The sequence below is a fragment of the Vibrio sp. SCSIO 43097 genome (genome assembly GCF_023650755.1).
GTDB classification, from domain to species: domain Bacteria; phylum Pseudomonadota; class Gammaproteobacteria; order Enterobacterales; family Vibrionaceae; genus Vibrio; species Vibrio alginolyticus.
The window spans coordinates 201,572-219,460 of the sequence record NZ_CP071840.1 but is presented as its reverse complement, the minus strand read 5'-3'; the positions used below and the strand labels follow the sequence as shown (position 1 = coordinate 219,460).

The window sequence follows — 17,889 nt, the reverse complement described above, 5'->3', positions numbered from 1 at the left end:
TGCAAGAAAGCATCAAAATCATTCTCGCCACATAACTCAGCCAGACACTTCATACAATCAATAGAGATAGAGAAGCGGGTATGTATTCCCGTTGCAAGCTTGCGTTGTTAGCTCCTTCGTAAGTCATTGCCCCACCGCCTCACCCTTTTCACTTTTCGACAGCGACAAAAAAGCCCCTCACCGAAATGAGGGGCTAGCATTAGACTGACGTTGAGTCCGAGAGAATTAAAGCATTCGAACGACAGAAGGGTGAACGGCGCGATACATGGCGTAATCAATCGCCTTCATGTTACTTGGGAAGACCAAGTTTTCGCACAGCAGGTACGTCTCAACCGACGTATCAATATAGAAAGCTTCACTGTAAGACTCACTGGCTAAATCCAGATCACCATCCAATTCGGCGTGCTTACCGCGAATCACATAGGAAAGCACTGAATCACGTAACCTCAATGCCTGTCCGAGATGCCGCTTGGCTAACGCCATGTCACCAATGATGGTTTCGTGCAGTGCTAAAGCTTCATAAATTCGCGGTTGAATTGGCCCCACCATCATTTTCACATTAGTCTCTAGTGCTTCACTGAGCTGCTGCATTCGCCCTTTCTTCAACTCCTGTGAGAAATCAAGTGCCTTTTGTACATGGTAAGCAATCAACAACTCAGCTTGAACGTAAGCATTATCCGGCTCGATTTCTAAAATGTTTTCCATCAAGTCGATACCTTGGCGGAATTGTTTAGTATCAGAGACATTAAGGTAATGGTTAGCCTGAACAAACAACTCCAACGCGTCGGGATTCATTGGCATTCCCGCCACCAGCATCGTAGATTTCAATTTGGCATCCGATACTTTCAGCACTTGCATCAAATCCAACGACGCTTGTTGAAGCACTGTCTTTAAATGACTACTGGTTAACGCGTATTGACGACTAAACAACACTTTCTCAGATGAGTTATTGCGATATTCCACCTCTAAAAAGCTGCCACCGTCATTCTCACGAACTCTCACCACAACCGATTTACCAGGCACAATGCCAGAAGTAAACGACGCCTTCTTTAGCATGACTCGGTAATCACTGACTTGAGCAATGTCGGACATCAACTTTTGGGCGAATCCGTCTGCCAAATCGTAGCTTAATCCTTCATTCGTAAAATTATCTTGAAACTTGAACTCAATCAGATGGGTATCGATGGCTTGGGTAATACGCACTTCCGATTGCTTGTAGGTAAACACGCCCATCACTACGACCAACATACTGATCCAGATGAAGTTCATAATTCCCAATCGCCAAGGGCTGATTTTGTTTTTGCTCTGAGGTGCTTTTTTCTCTTTTGACATCTCGCAGACTGCGCGAGTTAGAGGACCGGCAGGAAAGGTAACGGCTGGTGCTATAGGTAGACAATCCTCTTCCGATTCTTCAACAGAAGGTGGGATCTCTTCATTTTGCCGACTTGTGACAAACTCTTCATGCGTCATAGTAACCACGTTCGCTACCAGCTTATAGCCACGCTTGGGCACCGTGATAACGTAGTTGGTATTTTCCTCTCGACCGTCACGTAGTAGCTTACGCAACTCAAAGATGGATTGAGTCACCACTTGATCGGTCACAATCGCTCCAGCCCAAACGTACTGAATCAATTCCTCGCGGTTGAACACCTCATTCGCATGCTCCGCTAAGAAGTGCAAAAGATTAATTAAGCGTGGCTCAACAGTAACTTCCCTATCTTGTCGATACAGCTTATTTTCATCAACGCTCAAAACCCAGTCATTGATTTGAAAATAGACTCCAACCATGTATGAAAACTCTCGTATCTACAGACAGCGTTACGCTAGGAATCAGACAATGGTCGATTCCTACAAGTAACTAAAGGCAAGATTATAGGTGGGAAAGCAGCGTGTACCTAGAAAAGCAAATCGCCAAAAATGCAAACTTAAGTTAAGTGATGCAAGAATGAGACTACTCAAGTGCGGCAAGGATAGAGCAATGTGTGGCGTCATCGTCTGTATGACCACAACAAGCATCATTAATCTTCTTTAACGCTCGGCGAATTTTCGTCAGCTCGTTAATTTTCCCATCAATCAGCTCTAACTTGGCAGAAGTAATGGCTTTTACCTCTGCACAGCTGTGTTCTGTCGCTTCTAACTTAATTTCTAACAGGTCTTTAATTTCATCCAGACTCAAGCCAAGATCTTTACCTTTGAGGATAAAGTGCACCTGCTTTTGATTCTCTTCATCATACAAGCGATAGCCTGACTCACTTCGTCCTGCGGGTTTTATTAGCGCGTTTTTCTCGTAGAAACGCAATGTATCGGCAGTCACACCACAACGTTTTGCCAGTTCACCTATCTGAAACATAACTTTCCCTATTAACTATCTCGTTACTTTTAAAGCTAAAGAACGACTTTTTTGCAATTATTTTTGAGATGCCAAACGATTGCGCGAGCTTTTTTGTAATAAATTGGTTAGAATACGCGCCATCAAATGTGGAGACTGTTTTCTAACCAGAAAACAGCCTGCAAAGGTCTTTACCAAAACTGGCCAATATTTTACCCCAAGAGGTAAAAACAAGTTCATTTTTGGCAAACATCTTTAACTCCGTGAATTTGAGGAAAATGGAAGCATGAATAACGCTCGTCCTATTCGCCGTGCGCTTATCAGCGTATCAGACAAAACAGGTATTGTTGAGTTTGCGCAAGCTCTTGCTGAGCGCGGTGTCGATATCCTATCTACTGGTGGTACAGCTCGCCTACTTGCCGAACAAGGCATCGCCGTAACCGAAGTCTCTGACTACACTGGTTTCCCAGAAATGATGGACGGCCGCGTTAAAACGCTTCACCCAAAAGTTCACGGTGGTGTGCTTGGTCGTCGTGGCCAAGATGATGACGTGATGGAAAAGCACGGCATCAACCCTATCGATATGGTTGTCGTAAACCTATACCCATTCGCAGAAACCGTTGCCAAAGAAGGCTGTACACTAGCCGACGCTGTTGAAAACATCGATATCGGCGGCCCAACAATGGTTCGTTCTGCAGCGAAAAACCACAAAGACGTGACTATCGTTGTTAATGCAGGTGATTACGGCCGCGTAATTACAGAGATGGACGCAAACGACAAATCTCTCACTCTCGAAACTCGTTTCGACCTAGCTATCGCAGCATTCGAGCACACAGCATCTTACGACGGCATGATCGCAAACTACTTCGGCACTATGGTTCCATCTTACGGTGAGAACAAAGACGGTGATGAAGAGAGCAAATTCCCTCGTACGTTCAACCAACAGTTCGAGAAGAAGCAAGACATGCGCTACGGTGAGAACAGCCACCAAGCAGCCGCATTCTACGTTGAAGCAAACCCACAAGAAGCATCCGTTTCTACTGCTCGCCAAATCCAAGGTAAAGCCCTTTCTTACAACAACATCGCAGACACGGACGCAGCGCTTGAATGTGTGAAAGAGTTCAACGAGCCAGCATGTGTAATCGTAAAACACGCAAACCCATGCGGTGTTGCTCTAGGTAAAGACATCCTAGAAGCGTACAACCGTGCTTACCAAACTGACCCAACATCTGCATTCGGTGGCATCATTGCATTCAACCAAGAGCTAGATGCTGAAACAGCAACCGCTATTGTTGAACGTCAATTCGTTGAGGTCATCATCGCTCCTTCCGTTTCTGCTGAAGCGATTGAAGTGGTTGCAGCGAAGAAGAACGTGCGTCTACTTGAATGTGGCGAATGGACAACGAAGACAACTGGCTTTGACGTGAAACGCGTGAATGGCGGTCTACTGGTTCAAGACCGTGACCAAGGCATGGTAAGCCTAGACGATCTAAAAGTGGTTTCTAAGCGCCAGCCAACAGAAGAAGAGCTGAAAGATGCACTGTTCTGCTGGAAAGTAGCGAAATACGTGAAATCTAACGCGATCGTTTACTCGAAAGGCGATATGACTATCGGTGTAGGCGCTGGCCAAATGAGCCGCGTTTACTCTGCGAAGATTGCAGGCATTAAAGCTGCAGACGAAGGTCTACAGGTTGAAGGTTGTGTAATGGCTTCAGATGCATTCTTCCCATTCCGTGACGGTATCGACGCGGCTGCAGAAGCGGGCATCAAGTGTGTGATCCAACCAGGTGGTTCTATGCGTGATGACGAAGTTATCGCAGCGGCAGACGAACACGGCATGGCGATGATCTTTACCGGTATGCGTCACTTCCGCCACTAATCCTCTCGTCTTCACTGGGACGATAACTGCGTTGACGGCGTTCACTTATCCTAATCACATAGCATACTATGCTCATAGGAATAAGTTCACTTGTCGCCTTGTCCTCGTCCCACTGAATTAGAGAGGCCATACTCAGGTCTTTGCGAAATATCTGAGTTTGAGCAAACGGTATTTATAAGATTAAGGATTTTCATATGCGAGTTTTAATCATTGGTTCAGGCGGTCGTGAACATGCGCTAGGTTGGAAAGCGGCACAAAACCCAAATGTTGAGACTATCTTCGTTGCACCAGGCAACGCAGGTACAGCACTAGAGCCAAAACTAGAGAACGTAAACATCGATGTAGAAGACATCGCTGGCCTTGTTGCTTTCGCCAAAGAGAAGGCGATTGAACTGACTATCGTTGGCCCAGAAGCACCATTGGTTATTGGTGTGGTTGATGCGTTCCGCGAAGCGGGCTTACCAATCTTTGGTCCTACCCAAGCCGCAGCGCAACTTGAAGGCTCTAAAGCGTTTACTAAAGACTTCCTTGCTCGTCACCAAATCCCAACGGGTGCCTACGCGAACTTCACTGAAATCGAGCCTGCACTGGCTTACGTGCGTGAGCAAGGTGCGCCGATTGTGGTGAAAGCCGACGGCCTTGCGGCTGGTAAAGGCGTGATTGTGGCAATGACGCTAGAAGAAGCCGAAGACGCAATCAAAGACATGCTAGCTGGTAACGCATTTGGTGATGCTGGTAGCCGTGTAGTTATCGAAGAGTTCCTAGATGGTGAAGAAGCAAGCTTCATCGTGATGGTCGATGGCGAGAACGTTCTGCCAATGGCCACCAGCCAAGATCACAAACGCGTAGGTGACAAAGATACAGGTCCTAACACTGGTGGCATGGGAGCATACTCTCCAGCTCCAGTGGTAACACAGGAAATCCACAACCGCATCATGGAAGAAGTGATTTACCCAACAGTACGTGGCATGGCCTCTGAAGGTAACCCTTACACTGGTTTCCTATACGCGGGTCTGATGATCGACAAAGACGGCACTCCGAAAGTAATCGAGTACAACTGCCGCTTCGGTGATCCTGAGACACAACCTATCATGATGCGCATGGAATCGGATCTTGTTGATCTGTGCCTAGCGGCAATCGACGAGAAACTGGATCAAGCGGAATCGAAGTGGGATCCACGAGCATCGATTGGTATCGTGTTAGCAGCCGGTGGTTACCCAGCTGCATACAACAAAGGCGACGTAATTTCGGGTCTGCCACAAGTTGAAATTGAAGGCGAAAAAGTCTTCCATGCAGGTACAGATAACAAAGATGGCGACATCGTGACAAACGGTGGTCGCGTTCTTTGTGCAACGGCACTTGGCAACAGCGTATCAAAAGCGCAGCAGCGTGCTTACGAGCTTGCAAAACAGATCCGTTGGGATGGCATGTTCCATCGCAACGATATCGGCTACCGTGCAATTGCACGTGAGCAAGACAAATAAAAACAACATAAGTTGGCTAAAAAACAAAAGGCGCACTCAGCGCCTTTTTTTATTGTTCTTGTTCGACAGAATTCGAAGCAATGTTTATTCAGAGATCAACTTTGGCCGAGAAACACAATCAAAGTCATCGTCATTGAGCATCAACAGTTCATCGACCATTGCTTTGTTTCGTGACTGCTTGCCGACAAAAGCCACATAACTGTCTACCGATGAGAGACGCTCGATAATAAATTTTGGCAGCGTCTGATTAAACTCGAGTGTCGAGAACACCTTACCTTTGCAGGTTTCAAACGATTGACCATTCCAATAACCTTGAATAAGGCTCTGATTGTTACGAGACTGCGCCTTAACCGATGCCACTACGTCATTCGCTTCTGCTTTGTAGCGCTCTAATTGGTCATGCTGGAGTGGTAAGACTTTACGGTTAACACGATATTGTTGGTAAACCGCTTCGCCATCTTTATTGAAACGGATGTGGATTTGAAAAGGCACCAACTCTTGTTTGGTATCAACTTGCTCGCCTTTTCGAATCAACTCTCGCAACTCACCTTCATCCCAGCGATAATCACTCTTGAACCAACCATTGTCCCCCATAGTCACATAATCAGCCGCCGTACTCACACGAGTGAGTTTCTCTGTCATCCAGTACAAGCTGCTAGCATCTCCCGCAACTTTACCACCAGAAAAATGCGTGAATTGTTCTAAATTAGGAGTTTCAACCGATGAACAGCCAAAAAGGGTAAGGCTAGATAGGAGAAGTGAAGTGAGTAGATGTTTTTTCATGAAATTGCACCGAGGCAGGATACCTCGGTGCATTCTAACTTAGTTTACTGATTCTTTCAGCGCTTTACCTGCTACGAATGCTGGTACGTTAGCTGCTGCGATTTGAATCTCGTCACCAGTCTTAGGGTTACGACCAGTACGTGCAGCGCGGTGGTTTACTTTGAATGTACCAAAACCAATTAGTTGAACTTGGTCACCCTCTTTAAGTGCGCCAGTTACGCCATCAAGAGTCGCTTCAAGAGCAGCTTTTGCTTGTGCTTTTGATAGGTCTGCTTTCTCTGCGATAAAGTCGATTAATTGGGTCTTGTTCATTAGGTTTCCCTTCTCATAGGTTATCGAATTCGTCTCACTCTAAAACATAAATGCCCCATCTGGCAAAGGTTTGTAAGCGATCTTTCGATTTTCTGACGTACTTTTAGCCATAATATGAGTAATAACTCACAATTTGTTACCACATACCCCCTGAAAACCCTTGCTTTCCAAGGTATTTGGACCAATTTATAAGTCACTTTTGCGGTTATAATAGCTGCAAATAACCACTATCAAACTACATTCAAGGGCAACTATGCTGCTGTTATCCATTTATATCTCTATTGCAATCGGCATTTCGTTTATCTGTTCGGTGCTGGAGGCGGTACTGCTGAGTATCAGTCCGAGCTACATTGCGCAGCTCAATCAACAGGGGCATCCCGCAGCTGGGCAATTGGCTAAGCTGAAATCAGATATCGACCGACCACTGGCATCTATTCTGACTTTAAACACCATCGCTCACACTATCGGCGCGGCCACTGCTGGTGCACAAGCTGCAGTTGTATTTGGTAGCGAAGCATTAGGTATCTTTTCGGCAGTGCTGACATTGGCGATCTTAGTGCTTTCAGAAATCGTACCGAAGACGATTGGCGCGACCTACTGGCGTCAGTTGGCACCCACTGCCGCGGTCGCATTGCGTTGGATGGTATGGGCGCTTACACCCTTTGTTTGGTTCTCAGAGCAAATCACCAAGCGTCTTGCTCGTAACCACGAAGCTCCAAAGATGCGTGATGAGCTGTCTGCAATGGCGATTCTGGCACGTGAAAGCGGTGAATTTGCCGAGGGTGAATCAAAAATCTTAAGCAACTTGCTTGGCATCCAAGATGTACCCGTAACGCAGGTTATGACGCCACGACCAGTAGTATTCCGTGTCGATGCCACAATGACCATCAATGAGTTCCTAGAAAAACACAAAGATACGCCTTTCTCACGCCCATTGGTTTACAGCGAACAGAAAGATAACATCATTGGTTTTGTGCATCGCCTTGAGTTGTTCAAACTACAACAATCAGGTTGTGGACAAAAACAGTTGGGAGCAATCATGCGCCCAATTCAAGTGGTGCTAAACAATACTACTTTACCTAAAGTATTCGACCAGATGATGACTCATCGCTTACAGCTGGCACTTGTTGTTGATGAATACGGTACCGTGCTAGGTTTGGTAACGTTGGAAGATATTTTTGAACACCTCGTAGGCGAGGAGATCATCGACGAAGCAGATAAAAGCACTGACATGCAGGAGCTGGCTTACCAACGCTGGGAAAGCTGGAAAGAAATGCACGGCGTAATCGAAAGCCGCGATGACGATGAAGAAGATAATGAGCCGGAGAAGCAGGATAAAGAGCCAGAAGCTCAAGAGCCACCGAAACCCGACTCGAAAGAATCGTAATCAGCATTAGGTATAACAGCTTAAACGCACAAACAAAAAAGGCATCCAGTTAGGATGCCTTTTTCTATTTATTCAACGATTAAAGTGCAATACCGATGTTGCTCACACCTTCTTCACGTATCTCTTCACGCAAATCTTTAATCAAGCTGATGTCACGTTCTATCGCTTCACGCAGCGGACGGAAGATAGCCCACTGGACGTCCCACTCTTCACATACGGCTTCGTTTTCTTTCTGGTTGTCGTTAGTGATTGGCTCTGCGCCTTGTGCTTGCTCTAGATCAGCAACGGTTTGTACCGACTGTTGACTCACTTTAAGCATTGAATCAAAAAGGTAGTCGCGATCCAATAGACCATGCAGTAACGTAGACAAACCCTGACACGCGTCCATCGCTGGGTAAACGCCGTAAAAATCGAACTCATCCGCACTTGGGAACAACTCTTCTAACTTCTCCAATTGACGTTCGAAGTTAATTTTCGCGTTCTTAACTGTCAAAATTTCCCATACACTATCAAGAATCGCTCGGTAAGCACGCGGGTCAGCAAATTCTGTATTCTCACAAAACATCGCATAGTTTGGATACATGCGTTCACACAGACACGCCATAAAGGTAATTTGTTGCCAAGGTTCTAGTTTTTCTAAACGAACCTGAAGAGGATTCTTAAGCATAGTCACTCAATCATTGAAGAAAAAAACAGCGAAAGTGTACTTGATTCATCACAGGGAAAAAAGTTAATGCCGCATTCAAATCAGATTTTCCTGCTCTCAGAGCATCGCGACACCTACAAAACGTTACTGGCAGAGAAAAATCTGCCCGATCTTTGTCTCACCGACCAACCAGAAGCCGCTCAGATCGTACTAGCGGATCCACCCTTACTATCACAAAGCTTAGACGAGTTTTCACAGCTTGAATGGGTGCAATCCACGTTTGCTGGTGTCAACGCCTTAACATCCCCTAGCCTTCGTCAGGACTATACTCTAACTAACGTTCGAGGCATCTTTGGTCCACTGATTGCTGAATATGTTTTGGGTTACAGTATTGCCCATTACCGCCACTTTGCCCGATACCACCAGCAGCAACAAAACAAACAATGGCAGCCTCACCTGTACACGTCATTAAAAAGTAAAACCATGGTAATTCTTGGTACCGGTAGCATTGGGGGCTATCTGGGCAACGCCGCTAAAGCAATGGGGATAAAAACTATCGGTATTAACCGCACAGGTATCCCTACTCCAGGCGGCGAGTTTCATCAGACCTTTCATATCAATGAACTAAGTAAGGCATTTGAGCAAGCCGACATCGTTGTGAATACTCTACCAAGTACACCTGAGACGCGACAGTTACTTAATCGTCAAACGCTCAGCCAACTAAACCAGGCGTTATTGTTTAACGTAGGTCGTGGCGACGTACTGGATGAGGCAGGGTTGCTCTTCGCTCTGAAAAACCGTTGGGTAGAACACGCCTTCTTAGATGTGTTTGAGCAAGAACCGTTGTCGGTAGAGCATCCATTTTGGAAACTACCGCAAGTCACCATCACTCCACACATTGCTGCGCTGAGTTTTCCCGAGCAAGTCATCGAGATTTTTGCTGACAACTATCTACGCTGGCGCGATGGGTTTTCATTAAATTATCAAGTGGATTTCGAAAAGGGTTACTAAGAATGTCGTTAGACGAGCTATTGCAGCAAGTGAGGGCCTGCCAGATCTGCGCGGATAACTTACCTTTGGGTGCAAACCCTGTCGTGCAAGCAGCAAAAGGGGCACGCATCCTAATCATCGGCCAGGCCCCTGGCACACGTGTACACAAAACCTCGATACCTTGGAATGACCCAAGTGGTGATCGATTACGCCAATGGCTCGATATCGACAAAGACGTTTTCTACGACCCAAATAAAATTGCCATTGTCCCAATGGGATTCTGTTATCCAGGCAAAGGGAACTCTGGTGATTTACCGCCTCGTAAAGAATGTGCGCCCACTTGGCATAAAAAGATTCTTGAGCAACTGCCCAATATAGAGCTCACTCTACTAATTGGTCAGTACTCGCAGCAGTACTATCTCACCAACAAACCAAAGACGCTCACGCAAACTGTTCAGCAATGGCAAGATTGGGAACCGGACTTTATCCCGCTCCCTCACCCATCCCCACGCAATACATTGTGGTTAAAGAAGAATCCTTGGTTTGAATCTGACGTCGTGCCATACCTTAAAAAACGCGTTCACTCGATGCTTTAGGTTACCCATGATCTAATTGCTTGTTTATCTGTACAAGAAAATTAGAACATAAAACCAGAAATCATAAGTATTTGTTTATATTAAACTTTAATGTCTAGTGTACAGCTAGAGTAGTAATTAGATCATAGTAGGCCAAATACTACTAGAGCTGTACAGCCTTGAGTCTCAGATAGAAAAACTGAATTTTAGGTAAAAAAATACCGGCACTGAATGCCGGCATTTGATTTCAAAAAGTCGAAGTTACTTGTGGTACGGCTTAGATAGCTCGTGTACCGCTTCCACAAATACGCCCGCGTTTTCTGGCGGCACATCCAAATGGATACCGTGACCTAGGTTGAACACATGACCAGTACCTGCATCACCAAAACCTTCTAGAATACCCGCGACTTCTTCACGGATACGCTCTGGTGAAGCGTAAAGCATTGATGGGTCCATGTTACCTTGCAGAGCCACTTTATCACCGATACGTGCTTTCGCGTCTGCAATGTTGATTGTCCAGTCTAGACCAACCGCATCACAGCCCGTTGCAGCGATTTGCTCAAGCCACATGCCGCCATTCTTAGTAAACAGTGTGACTGGCACGCGACGACCGTCGTTTTCACGAATCAGACCATCTACAATCTTGTGCATGTATTGCAGTGAGAACAGATTGTAATCACGAGGCGTTAGTACGCCACCCCATGTGTCAAATACCATTACCGATTGCGCACCCGCTTTAATTTGCGCGTTTAAGTACTCGATAACGCTGTCTGCCAGCTTATCTAGAAGTAGGTGCAGAGTTTGTGGTTCCGCGTACATCATCTTCTTTATCTTGGTAAACGCTTTAGAGCTACCACCTTCGATCATATACGTCGCAAGAGTCCAAGGACTACCAGAAAAACCAATCAGCGGCACTTCACCCTTCAGGTCTTTACGGATCTGGCGTACTGCGTTCATTACGTATTGCAGTTCACCTTCAGGATCTGGCAAACCAATTTTTTCCACGTCGGCTTTGCATGTAATTGGGTTATCAAAAACAGGCCCTTCACCCGCAGCAAAACGCAAACCAAGCCCCATTGCATCTGGAATCGTTAAGATGTCCGAGAATAAGATCGCGGCATCAAGAGGAAAACGGCGTAATGGTTGAAGTGTCACTTCGGATGCTAATTCTGCATTTCGACACAAAGACATGAAATCACCCGCTTCTGCACGAGTCGCTTTGTATTCTGGTAGGTAACGACCTGCCTGGCGCATCATCCATACTGGCGTGTAATCTACCGGCTCTTTTAAAAGCGCACGCAGATAACGATCATTTTTTAATTCAGTCATTCCGTAATTCCAACTGTTAGGCTTTCTGTGAAAGGGGGTATTCTATCACTGATTTAAGTCCAATAGCTGTGTGCTTTGCAACCTGGATCAAGTTATTAACTTTTAAATCAATGCTTAATTTGCACCCAATCGGTATCAGTGTTAAAAATTTGTTCGCTAGCGAAAACTACAATTATAAACTGAGTACTTAGTACTCAGCATCTCATAACGACATCTTACTTACCCCCTCCCTCTCGGAGGGTTTTTTTTATCTATTTATCAGATAATTAGTGTCTATATCTTTCAGCGTCTGCTCGATAAGTGCTCTTGCAATCGTTCCTTTAGGCGCAACAGGCGGCATCTCGTCGATACCAAACCATTGTGCATCAGACAGCTCAGTGTAGTCTGGACTTAACTCTCCCGATTCATAGTCAGCTAAAAACCCCATCATCATACTGGATGGGAAAGCCCAAGGCTGGCTGCCAAAGTAACGAATATTTTTAACGAGAATTCCCGTTTCTTCATGAATTTCTCGAGCCACGCACTCTTCTAAGGTCTCACCGACTTCAAGAAAACCCGCAATAACCGTATACATACCATTTCGATGCCTTGGATGTTGGGCTAATAAGATCTGATTTTCTTTACGTACAGCAACGATAATACACGGAAATATTCTAGGATAATGAAGGGTGCGACATTCACCACACTGCATGGCTAACTGGTTATTATTAAGAAAGTTCCTTCCTCCGCACTGTGGACAAAAGCGCAAACTTTGCGTCATGTGCCCATATTGCACAGCTTTACTTAACAACATAAATAATGGCTCAGGAAAATGCAGGCAGTCACGCAGGGATACTAAGGGTAGATCATGCTCTAAATCGGCCAAGTTAAGCCACAAGACGGGCGAACCAGAATACTCACCAATGGGTCTTGCACTCGTTACTGGCAGTGATAACTGCTCTGCAGACCCGAAAGGCACAGCACCATCCACCAGCCAAATTTCACTTCCTGCAACAACACACCAGTATGCATTTATCGCGCGGTTAACATCACCTTTTCTTAACATTACACCATCCCTTTGCTTGAAGTTCGTTCATTTTACTGGCAATCTAATTTCATACTAGAGTTTATCGTTAAGTAAATGTGCACTCTAAATTCTAGTAAGGACAAGAGTTTGTAATAACTTTACTAACTTTGCTTTGCAAAGGATACGTTCGCCGATGGGCGATCAGATCATGAGGGCATGGTCATGCTAAGAAAATTCAAACAAACACAAGACCAGTGGGGTGGCTCAAGTGATGTCATTGATCACTGGTTAGAGACACGACAATCCCTGATTGTTGAATATTGTAAGCTTGCAGCGCTGCAACCTTGTTCTAAAACCAATGTTATTGAACTCCCATCTCCTTCCGAACTGCAGGATTTCTGTCAGCACCTCGTTGATTACATCTCCGAAGGCCACTTTAAAATTTATGACATGGTTATGGACCGTTGGAAAGCAACCGGCTTTGTCGTGACTAATGAGATCAATCAAACCTATGGTCAAATTGTTCTAACGACTGAACCATTATTGAACTTTAACGATAAGTACTCAGAAGTGACTGAAGATGATGAATTAAATGATTTCGATTCTGATATGTGTCTCATTGGGGAAATTCTTGAGACTCGCTTTGAAGTCGAGGACTATCTGATACAGCAAATCGCAGAAAGCCTGTCTATGCCACCTGGAGCTTAGTATTTGCAAACATTCAGAAATAGAGTGAGAGAAAAGACTGACGATCATCGTCGGTCTTTTTTGTTTCTAGCTTTATCGAAAATCCCACCGGAAGAACAAAGTAGTATAAAAACTAAAAAGGCACCCGAAGGTGCCTTTTTCTTAAGCTTTTAACGATTACTCGTTATATGACTTACTCTTCAGAAGAGAAACCAGCGTTTAGAAGTGCCGCTAGGTTATCCGTTGCTTGCTCAGCAGAAGGACCATCTTGCGCTTCAGAACGTTTAGCTTGACGCTCTTGGTGGTATGCGAAACCAGTACCAGCTGGGATCAGACGACCAACAATTACGTTCTCTTTCAGACCACGTAGGTCATCACGCTTACCAGAAACCGCAGCTTCTGTTAGTACGCGAGTTGTCTCCTGGAACGATGCCGCAGAGATGAACGACTCAGTCGCTAGAGATGCTTTAGTAATACCTAGTAGTTCACGTTCGAAACGTGCAGGCTCTTTGCCTTCAGCTTCTAGGTTACGGTTAGCAATCTTAACTTGTGAGTACTCAATCTGTTCACCAGGTAGGAACTCAGAGTCACCAGAGTGAGTAATAGTACACTTACGCAGCATCTGACGAACGATAGTTTCAATGTGCTTATCGTTAATCTTAACGCCTTGTAGACGGTAAACTTCCTGTACTTCGTTAGCAATGTACTGCGTTACCGCGTGTACGCCACGTAGACGTAGGATGTCATGTGGAGACTCTGGACCATCTGCGATCACGTCACCACGTTCAACTTTTTCACCTTCGAATACGTTCAACTGACGATGCTTAGGAATCATCTCTTCGTAAGCTTCACCGCTTTCACGTGTGATCACTAGGCGACGTTTACCTTTCGTCTCTTTACCAAAGCTCACAGTACCTGTGTGCTCAGCAAGGATTGCAGGCTCTTTCGGCTTACGTGCTTCAAATAGGTCAGCAACTCGTGGAAGACCACCGGTGATATCTTTGTTACCGCCAGACTTCTGAGGAATACGTGCTAGTGTTGCACCAACACCTACTGCTGCGCCATCTTCGATGTTCACAATCGCTTTACCAGGTAGGAAGTAGTGAGCTGGCATATCAGTACCAGGGATCATTACATCGTTACCTTGCTCGTCAACAAGTTTGATAGCTGGACGCATATCTTTACCTGCTGAAGGGCGAGCTGCTGGGTCAGTTACTTCGCTTGAAGATAGACCAGTTAGGTCATCCGTTTGACGAGATACTGTTACGCCGTCGATCATATCTACGAACTGGATGCGACCTGCTACCTCAGTAATGATAGGTAGTGTGTGCGCTTCCCAGTTTGCAACTGTTTCGCCAGCTTGAACTGTATCACCATCGCCTTTGCTTAGTAGCGTACCGTAAGGCAGTTTGTGTTTCTCTTTAGTACGACCAAACTCATCAACGATAGTTAACTCTGTCGCACGAGAAGTGATAACGATCTTACCGTCATCAGCCAATACAGATTTAGCGTTGTGTAGCTTGATAGAACCGTTGTTCTTAACTTGAACACTGTTCTCTGCCGCTGCTGTCGATGCCGCACCACCGATGTGGAACGTACGCATCGTTAGCTGTGTACCTGGCTCACCGATAGACTGAGCAGCAATAACACCCACTGCTTCACCTTGGTTCACTAGGTGACCACGTGCTAGGTCACGACCGTAACATTGTGCACAACAACCGAAGTCAGAATCACACGTTACTACAGAGCGCACTTTCATGCTGTCTACTGAGTTCTCTTCCATGATTTGACACCACTTCTCATCGATCAGGGTGTTACGTGGAATAAGAACGTCTTCAGTGCCAGGTTTTAGTACGTCTTCAGCAACAACACGACCAAGAGCAAGCTCAGAAAGTGCAACTTTAACATCACCACCCTCGATGTGAGGCATCATGTCGACACCTTCGTGAGTGCCACAGTCATGTTCAGTTACAACAACGTCTTGAGCAACGTCTACTAGACGACGAGTTAGGTAACCCGAGTTCGCTGTTTTCAGTGCCGTATCCGCAAGACCCTTACGAGCACCGTGCGTTGAGATAAAGTACTGAAGTACGTTTAGACCTTCTTTAAAGTTCGCTGTGATCGGCGTTTCGATGATTGAACCATCTGGACGCGCCATCAGACCACGCATACCCGCAAGCTGACGAATCTGTGCTGCAGAACCACGAGCGCCCGAGTCCGCCATCATATAGATGCTGTTGAATGACTCTTGCTGTTCCTCTTCACCGTCACGGTTAACTACCGTTTCAGATGAAAGGTTTTCCATCATTGCTTTCGCAACACGGTCGTTGGTCGATGCCCAGATATCGATAACTTTGTTGTAGCGTTCGCCCGCAGTAACAAGACCTGATTGGTACTGTTCCTGGATTTCACGTACTTCTTCTTCCGCTTCTGCGATTTCAGTGTACTTAGCTGCAGGTACAACCATATCGTCGATACCAACAGATACACCAGAAAGTGCCGCGTATGCGAAACCTGTGTACATGATTTGGTCAGCGAAGATTACTGTGTCTTTCAGACCTAGTTTACGGTACGCCTCGTTAAGTAGGTTAGAGATTTGCTTCTTACCTAGCTTTTGGTTAACGATGCTGTACGGTAGACCAGCTGGCACGATTTGCCATAGCATTGCACGACCAACAGTGGTGTCTACCATCTTGGTTTCTGTAGTGCTGTTGCCATCTTCGTCTACAACAGTTTCTGTAATACGTACTTTAACGCGTGCGTGAAGCTCAGCTTGTTTAGTGCGGTATGCTTTCTCAGCCTCTTCTGGGCCAGAAAGGTACATGCCTTCACCTTTCACGTTGATCTTTTCACGAGTCATGTAGTACAGACCCAATACAACGTCTTGAGAAGGTACGATGATCGGATCACCTGACGCTGGCGACAGAATGTTGTTTGTCGACATCATCAGAGTACGAGCTTCAAGCTGTGCCTCTAGAGTTAGAGGTACGTGAACCGCCATTTGGTCACCATCGAAGTCCGCGTTGTACGCTGCACAAACAAGTGGGTGTAGCTGAATCGCTTTACCTTCGATCAGTACTGGTTCGAACGCCTGGATACCTAGACGGTGAAGTGTCGGTGCACGGTTCAATAGTACTGGGTGTTCACGGATTACTTCGTCTAGGATATCCCAAACGACCGCTTCTTCACGCTCTACCATTTTCTTAGCAGCTTTGATTGTAGTCGCAAGACCACGAGTCTCTAGCTTGCTGTAGATAAATGGTTTGAATAGCTCAAGTGCCATCTTCTTAGGAAGACCACACTGGTGTAGACGAAGGTATGGACCTACTGTGATTACAGAACGGCCAGAGTAGTCTACACGTTTACCTAGAAGGTTCTGACGGAAACGACCTTGTTTACCCTTGATCATATCAGCAAGAGATTTCAGAGGACGCTTGTTAGAACCTGTGATCGCACGACCACGACGACCGTTATCTAGTAGCGCATCAACAGACTCTTGCAGCATACGTTTTTCGTTACGTACGATGATGTCCGGAGCAGCTAGCTCTAGAAGACGCTTCAAACGGTTGTTACGGTTGATCACACGACGGTATAGATCGTTAAGATCAGAAGTCGCAAAGCGACCGCCATCTAGAGGTACTAGAGGACGTAGATCTGGCGGAAGTACTGGAAGTACAGTTAGGATCATCCACTCAGGGTTGTTACCCGATGCGATGAACGCTTCTACCAGCTTAAGACGCTTAGTTACTTTCTTACGCTTAGTTTCAGAGTTTGTTGTCTCTAACTCTTCACGCATTTGTTCTGCTTCAGCGTGCATATCCATAGAACCTAGTAGGTCCTTGATAGCTTCCGCACCCATCTTAGCAGTGAACTCGTCGCCCCACTCTTCTAGACGATCTAGATACTCTTCTTCAGTAAGCATCTGACCTTTTTCTAGATCAGTCATACCAGGCTCTGTTACTACGTACATTTCGAAGTACAGAACGCGTTCGATATCACGTAGAGGGATATCCATTAGTAGACCGATACGAGACGGTAGCGATTTTAGGAACCAGATGTGAGCTACTGGTGAAGCCAGTTCAATGTGGCCCATACGGTCACGACGAACTTTAGTTTGTGTAACTTCTACACCACACTTCTCACAGATAACACCACGGTGCTTCAGGCGCTTGTACTTACCACAAAGACATTCGTAGTCTTTAACTGGACCAAAGATACGCGCACAGAACAGACCATCGCGTTCAGGTTTGAACGTACGATAGTTGATCGTTTCAGGTTTTTTAACTTCACCGAAAGACCATGAACGGATCATGTCTGGTGAAGATAGACCGATTTTGATTGCATCAAATTCTTCGGTCTTATGCTGTGCTTTTAGAAAGTTTAATAAGTCTTTCACAATCAGCTCCTGTAAGGAGTTAAAAGGAGCTCACTTGCTAAAGTGAGCACCTTCTTCCAAATAATCGCTTTGATTCTCTCGACTTT

The 17,889-nt window shown here is 45.7% G+C and carries 14 protein-coding genes; 6 read left to right on the top strand and 8 right to left on the bottom strand.

What is annotated here, in order from left to right; translation table 11 throughout:
* Window positions 1-225: 225 nt before the first annotated feature.
* Together cadC and zntR are read right to left on the bottom strand one after the other, a co-directional pair.
* Entirely contained in the window at window positions 226-1,788 is a 1,563-nt protein-coding gene (cadC, locus tag J4N40_RS01070; RefSeq protein ID WP_005382530.1) for a lysine decarboxylation/transport transcriptional activator CadC, read from the bottom strand.
* Between the two features lie 163 nt (window positions 1,789-1,951).
* Window positions 1,952-2,350, bottom strand: a complete 399-nt coding sequence (gene zntR / locus J4N40_RS01065) for a Zn(2+)-responsive transcriptional regulator (RefSeq protein ID WP_005382529.1) — start codon at window positions 2,348-2,350, stop codon at window positions 1,952-1,954.
* A gap of 265 nt (window positions 2,351-2,615) precedes the next feature.
* Between zntR and purH the strand changes: the two genes are divergently transcribed.
* Window positions 2,616-4,208, top strand: coding sequence for a bifunctional phosphoribosylaminoimidazolecarboxamide formyltransferase/IMP cyclohydrolase (purH, locus tag J4N40_RS01060; RefSeq protein WP_115386355.1), 1,593 nt, complete (start codon window positions 2,616-2,618; stop codon window positions 4,206-4,208).
* A gap of 194 nt (window positions 4,209-4,402) precedes the next feature.
* Window positions 4,403-5,692: a phosphoribosylamine--glycine ligase gene (gene purD, locus J4N40_RS01055; RefSeq protein WP_115386356.1), complete on the top strand. Its 1,290-nt coding sequence runs from the start codon at window positions 4,403-4,405 to the stop codon at window positions 5,690-5,692.
* Window positions 5,693-5,776: 84 nt separating this feature from the next.
* Here the strand turns inward: purD and J4N40_RS01050 are convergent, their stop codons facing one another.
* Together J4N40_RS01050 and hupA are read right to left on the bottom strand one after the other, a co-directional pair.
* The gene (locus J4N40_RS01050; RefSeq protein ID WP_053307544.1) at window positions 5,777-6,475 is read right to left on the bottom strand and encodes a DUF1481 domain-containing protein; all 699 of its coding nucleotides are present in this window, start codon (window positions 6,473-6,475) and stop codon (window positions 5,777-5,779) included.
* Window positions 6,476-6,514: 39 nt separating this feature from the next.
* A complete protein-coding gene (gene hupA / locus J4N40_RS01045) occupies window positions 6,515-6,787 on the bottom strand; it encodes a nucleoid-associated protein HU-alpha (protein ID WP_005382524.1) in 273 nt (90 codons plus the stop codon).
* 253 nt (window positions 6,788-7,040) lie between these two features.
* Between hupA and J4N40_RS01040 the strand changes: the two genes are divergently transcribed.
* On the top strand, window positions 7,041-8,174 hold the full coding sequence (locus J4N40_RS01040) for a hemolysin family protein (RefSeq protein WP_005382522.1): 1,134 nt from the start codon (window positions 7,041-7,043) through the stop codon (window positions 8,172-8,174).
* 79 nt (window positions 8,175-8,253) lie between these two features.
* Here J4N40_RS01040 and J4N40_RS01035 read toward each other — a convergent pair whose 3' ends face one another.
* Window positions 8,254-8,841: a YjaG family protein gene (locus tag J4N40_RS01035; protein ID WP_064354395.1), complete on the bottom strand. Its 588-nt coding sequence runs from the start codon at window positions 8,839-8,841 to the stop codon at window positions 8,254-8,256.
* A 66-nt stretch (window positions 8,842-8,907) separates the two neighbouring features.
* Here J4N40_RS01035 and J4N40_RS01030 point away from each other — a divergent pair, with 66 nt between their 5' ends.
* Together J4N40_RS01030 and J4N40_RS01025 are read left to right on the top strand one after the other, a co-directional pair.
* The gene (locus J4N40_RS01030) at window positions 8,908-9,831 is read left to right on the top strand and encodes a D-2-hydroxyacid dehydrogenase (protein WP_005382519.1); all 924 of its coding nucleotides are present in this window, start codon (window positions 8,908-8,910) and stop codon (window positions 9,829-9,831) included.
* Window positions 9,832-9,833: 2 nt separating this feature from the next.
* On the top strand, window positions 9,834-10,406 hold the full coding sequence (locus J4N40_RS01025; protein ID WP_005382518.1) for a uracil-DNA glycosylase family protein: 573 nt from the start codon (window positions 9,834-9,836) through the stop codon (window positions 10,404-10,406).
* Between the two features lie 240 nt (window positions 10,407-10,646).
* Here J4N40_RS01025 and hemE read toward each other — a convergent pair whose 3' ends face one another.
* Both hemE and nudC read right to left on the bottom strand, forming a co-directional pair.
* Window positions 10,647-11,714 (bottom strand): uroporphyrinogen decarboxylase, encoded by a 1,068-nt coding sequence (hemE, locus tag J4N40_RS01020; RefSeq protein WP_005384692.1) that lies wholly within the window; start codon window positions 11,712-11,714, stop codon window positions 10,647-10,649.
* 247 nt (window positions 11,715-11,961) lie between these two features.
* On the bottom strand, window positions 11,962-12,759 hold the full coding sequence (gene nudC / locus J4N40_RS01015; protein ID WP_053350803.1) for an NAD(+) diphosphatase: 798 nt from the start codon (window positions 12,757-12,759) through the stop codon (window positions 11,962-11,964).
* A 177-nt stretch (window positions 12,760-12,936) separates the two neighbouring features.
* On the opposite strand from nudC, the gene J4N40_RS01010 reads away from it, so the two are divergent.
* Window positions 12,937-13,428 carry an Rsd/AlgQ family anti-sigma factor gene (locus J4N40_RS01010; protein WP_005382515.1) on the top strand — a complete coding sequence of 164 codons (492 nt, stop codon included), beginning with the start codon at window positions 12,937-12,939 and terminating at the stop codon, window positions 13,426-13,428.
* Window positions 13,429-13,600: 172 nt separating this feature from the next.
* Here J4N40_RS01010 and rpoC read toward each other — a convergent pair whose 3' ends face one another.
* Window positions 13,601-17,803 carry a DNA-directed RNA polymerase subunit beta' gene (rpoC, locus tag J4N40_RS01005; protein ID WP_005382514.1) on the bottom strand — a complete coding sequence of 1,401 codons (4,203 nt, stop codon included), beginning with the start codon at window positions 17,801-17,803 and terminating at the stop codon, window positions 13,601-13,603.
* Window positions 17,804-17,889 lie beyond the last annotated feature (86 nt).

What these genes read in the sequence shown, in the direction of transcription:
- purH (WP_115386355.1), top strand. Translation starts at nt 2,616, where the DNA reads ATGAATAACGCTCGTCCTATTCGCCGTGCGCTTATCAGCGTATCAGAC.
- nudC (WP_053350803.1), bottom strand. Translation starts at nt 12,759, where the DNA reads ATGTTAAGAAAAGGTGATGTTAACCGCGCGATAAATGCATACTGGTGT.
- zntR (WP_005382529.1), bottom strand. Translation starts at nt 2,350, where the DNA reads ATGTTTCAGATAGGTGAACTGGCAAAACGTTGTGGTGTGACTGCCGAT.
- cadC (WP_005382530.1), bottom strand. Translation starts at nt 1,788, where the DNA reads ATGGTTGGAGTCTATTTTCAAATCAATGACTGGGTTTTGAGCGTTGAT.
- J4N40_RS01030 (WP_005382519.1), top strand. Translation starts at nt 8,908, where the DNA reads ATGCCGCATTCAAATCAGATTTTCCTGCTCTCAGAGCATCGCGACACC.
- J4N40_RS01025 (WP_005382518.1), top strand. Translation starts at nt 9,834, where the DNA reads ATGTCGTTAGACGAGCTATTGCAGCAAGTGAGGGCCTGCCAGATCTGC.
- hupA (WP_005382524.1), bottom strand. Translation starts at nt 6,787, where the DNA reads ATGAACAAGACCCAATTAATCGACTTTATCGCAGAGAAAGCAGACCTA.
- J4N40_RS01035 (WP_064354395.1), bottom strand. Translation starts at nt 8,841, where the DNA reads ATGCTTAAGAATCCTCTTCAGGTTCGTTTAGAAAAACTAGAACCTTGG.
- J4N40_RS01010 (WP_005382515.1), top strand. Translation starts at nt 12,937, where the DNA reads ATGGTCATGCTAAGAAAATTCAAACAAACACAAGACCAGTGGGGTGGC.
- hemE (WP_005384692.1), bottom strand. Translation starts at nt 11,714, where the DNA reads ATGACTGAATTAAAAAATGATCGTTATCTGCGTGCGCTTTTAAAAGAG.
- J4N40_RS01040 (WP_005382522.1), top strand. Translation starts at nt 7,041, where the DNA reads ATGCTGCTGTTATCCATTTATATCTCTATTGCAATCGGCATTTCGTTT.
- J4N40_RS01050 (WP_053307544.1), bottom strand. Translation starts at nt 6,475, where the DNA reads ATGAAAAAACATCTACTCACTTCACTTCTCCTATCTAGCCTTACCCTT.
- purD (WP_115386356.1), top strand. Translation starts at nt 4,403, where the DNA reads ATGCGAGTTTTAATCATTGGTTCAGGCGGTCGTGAACATGCGCTAGGT.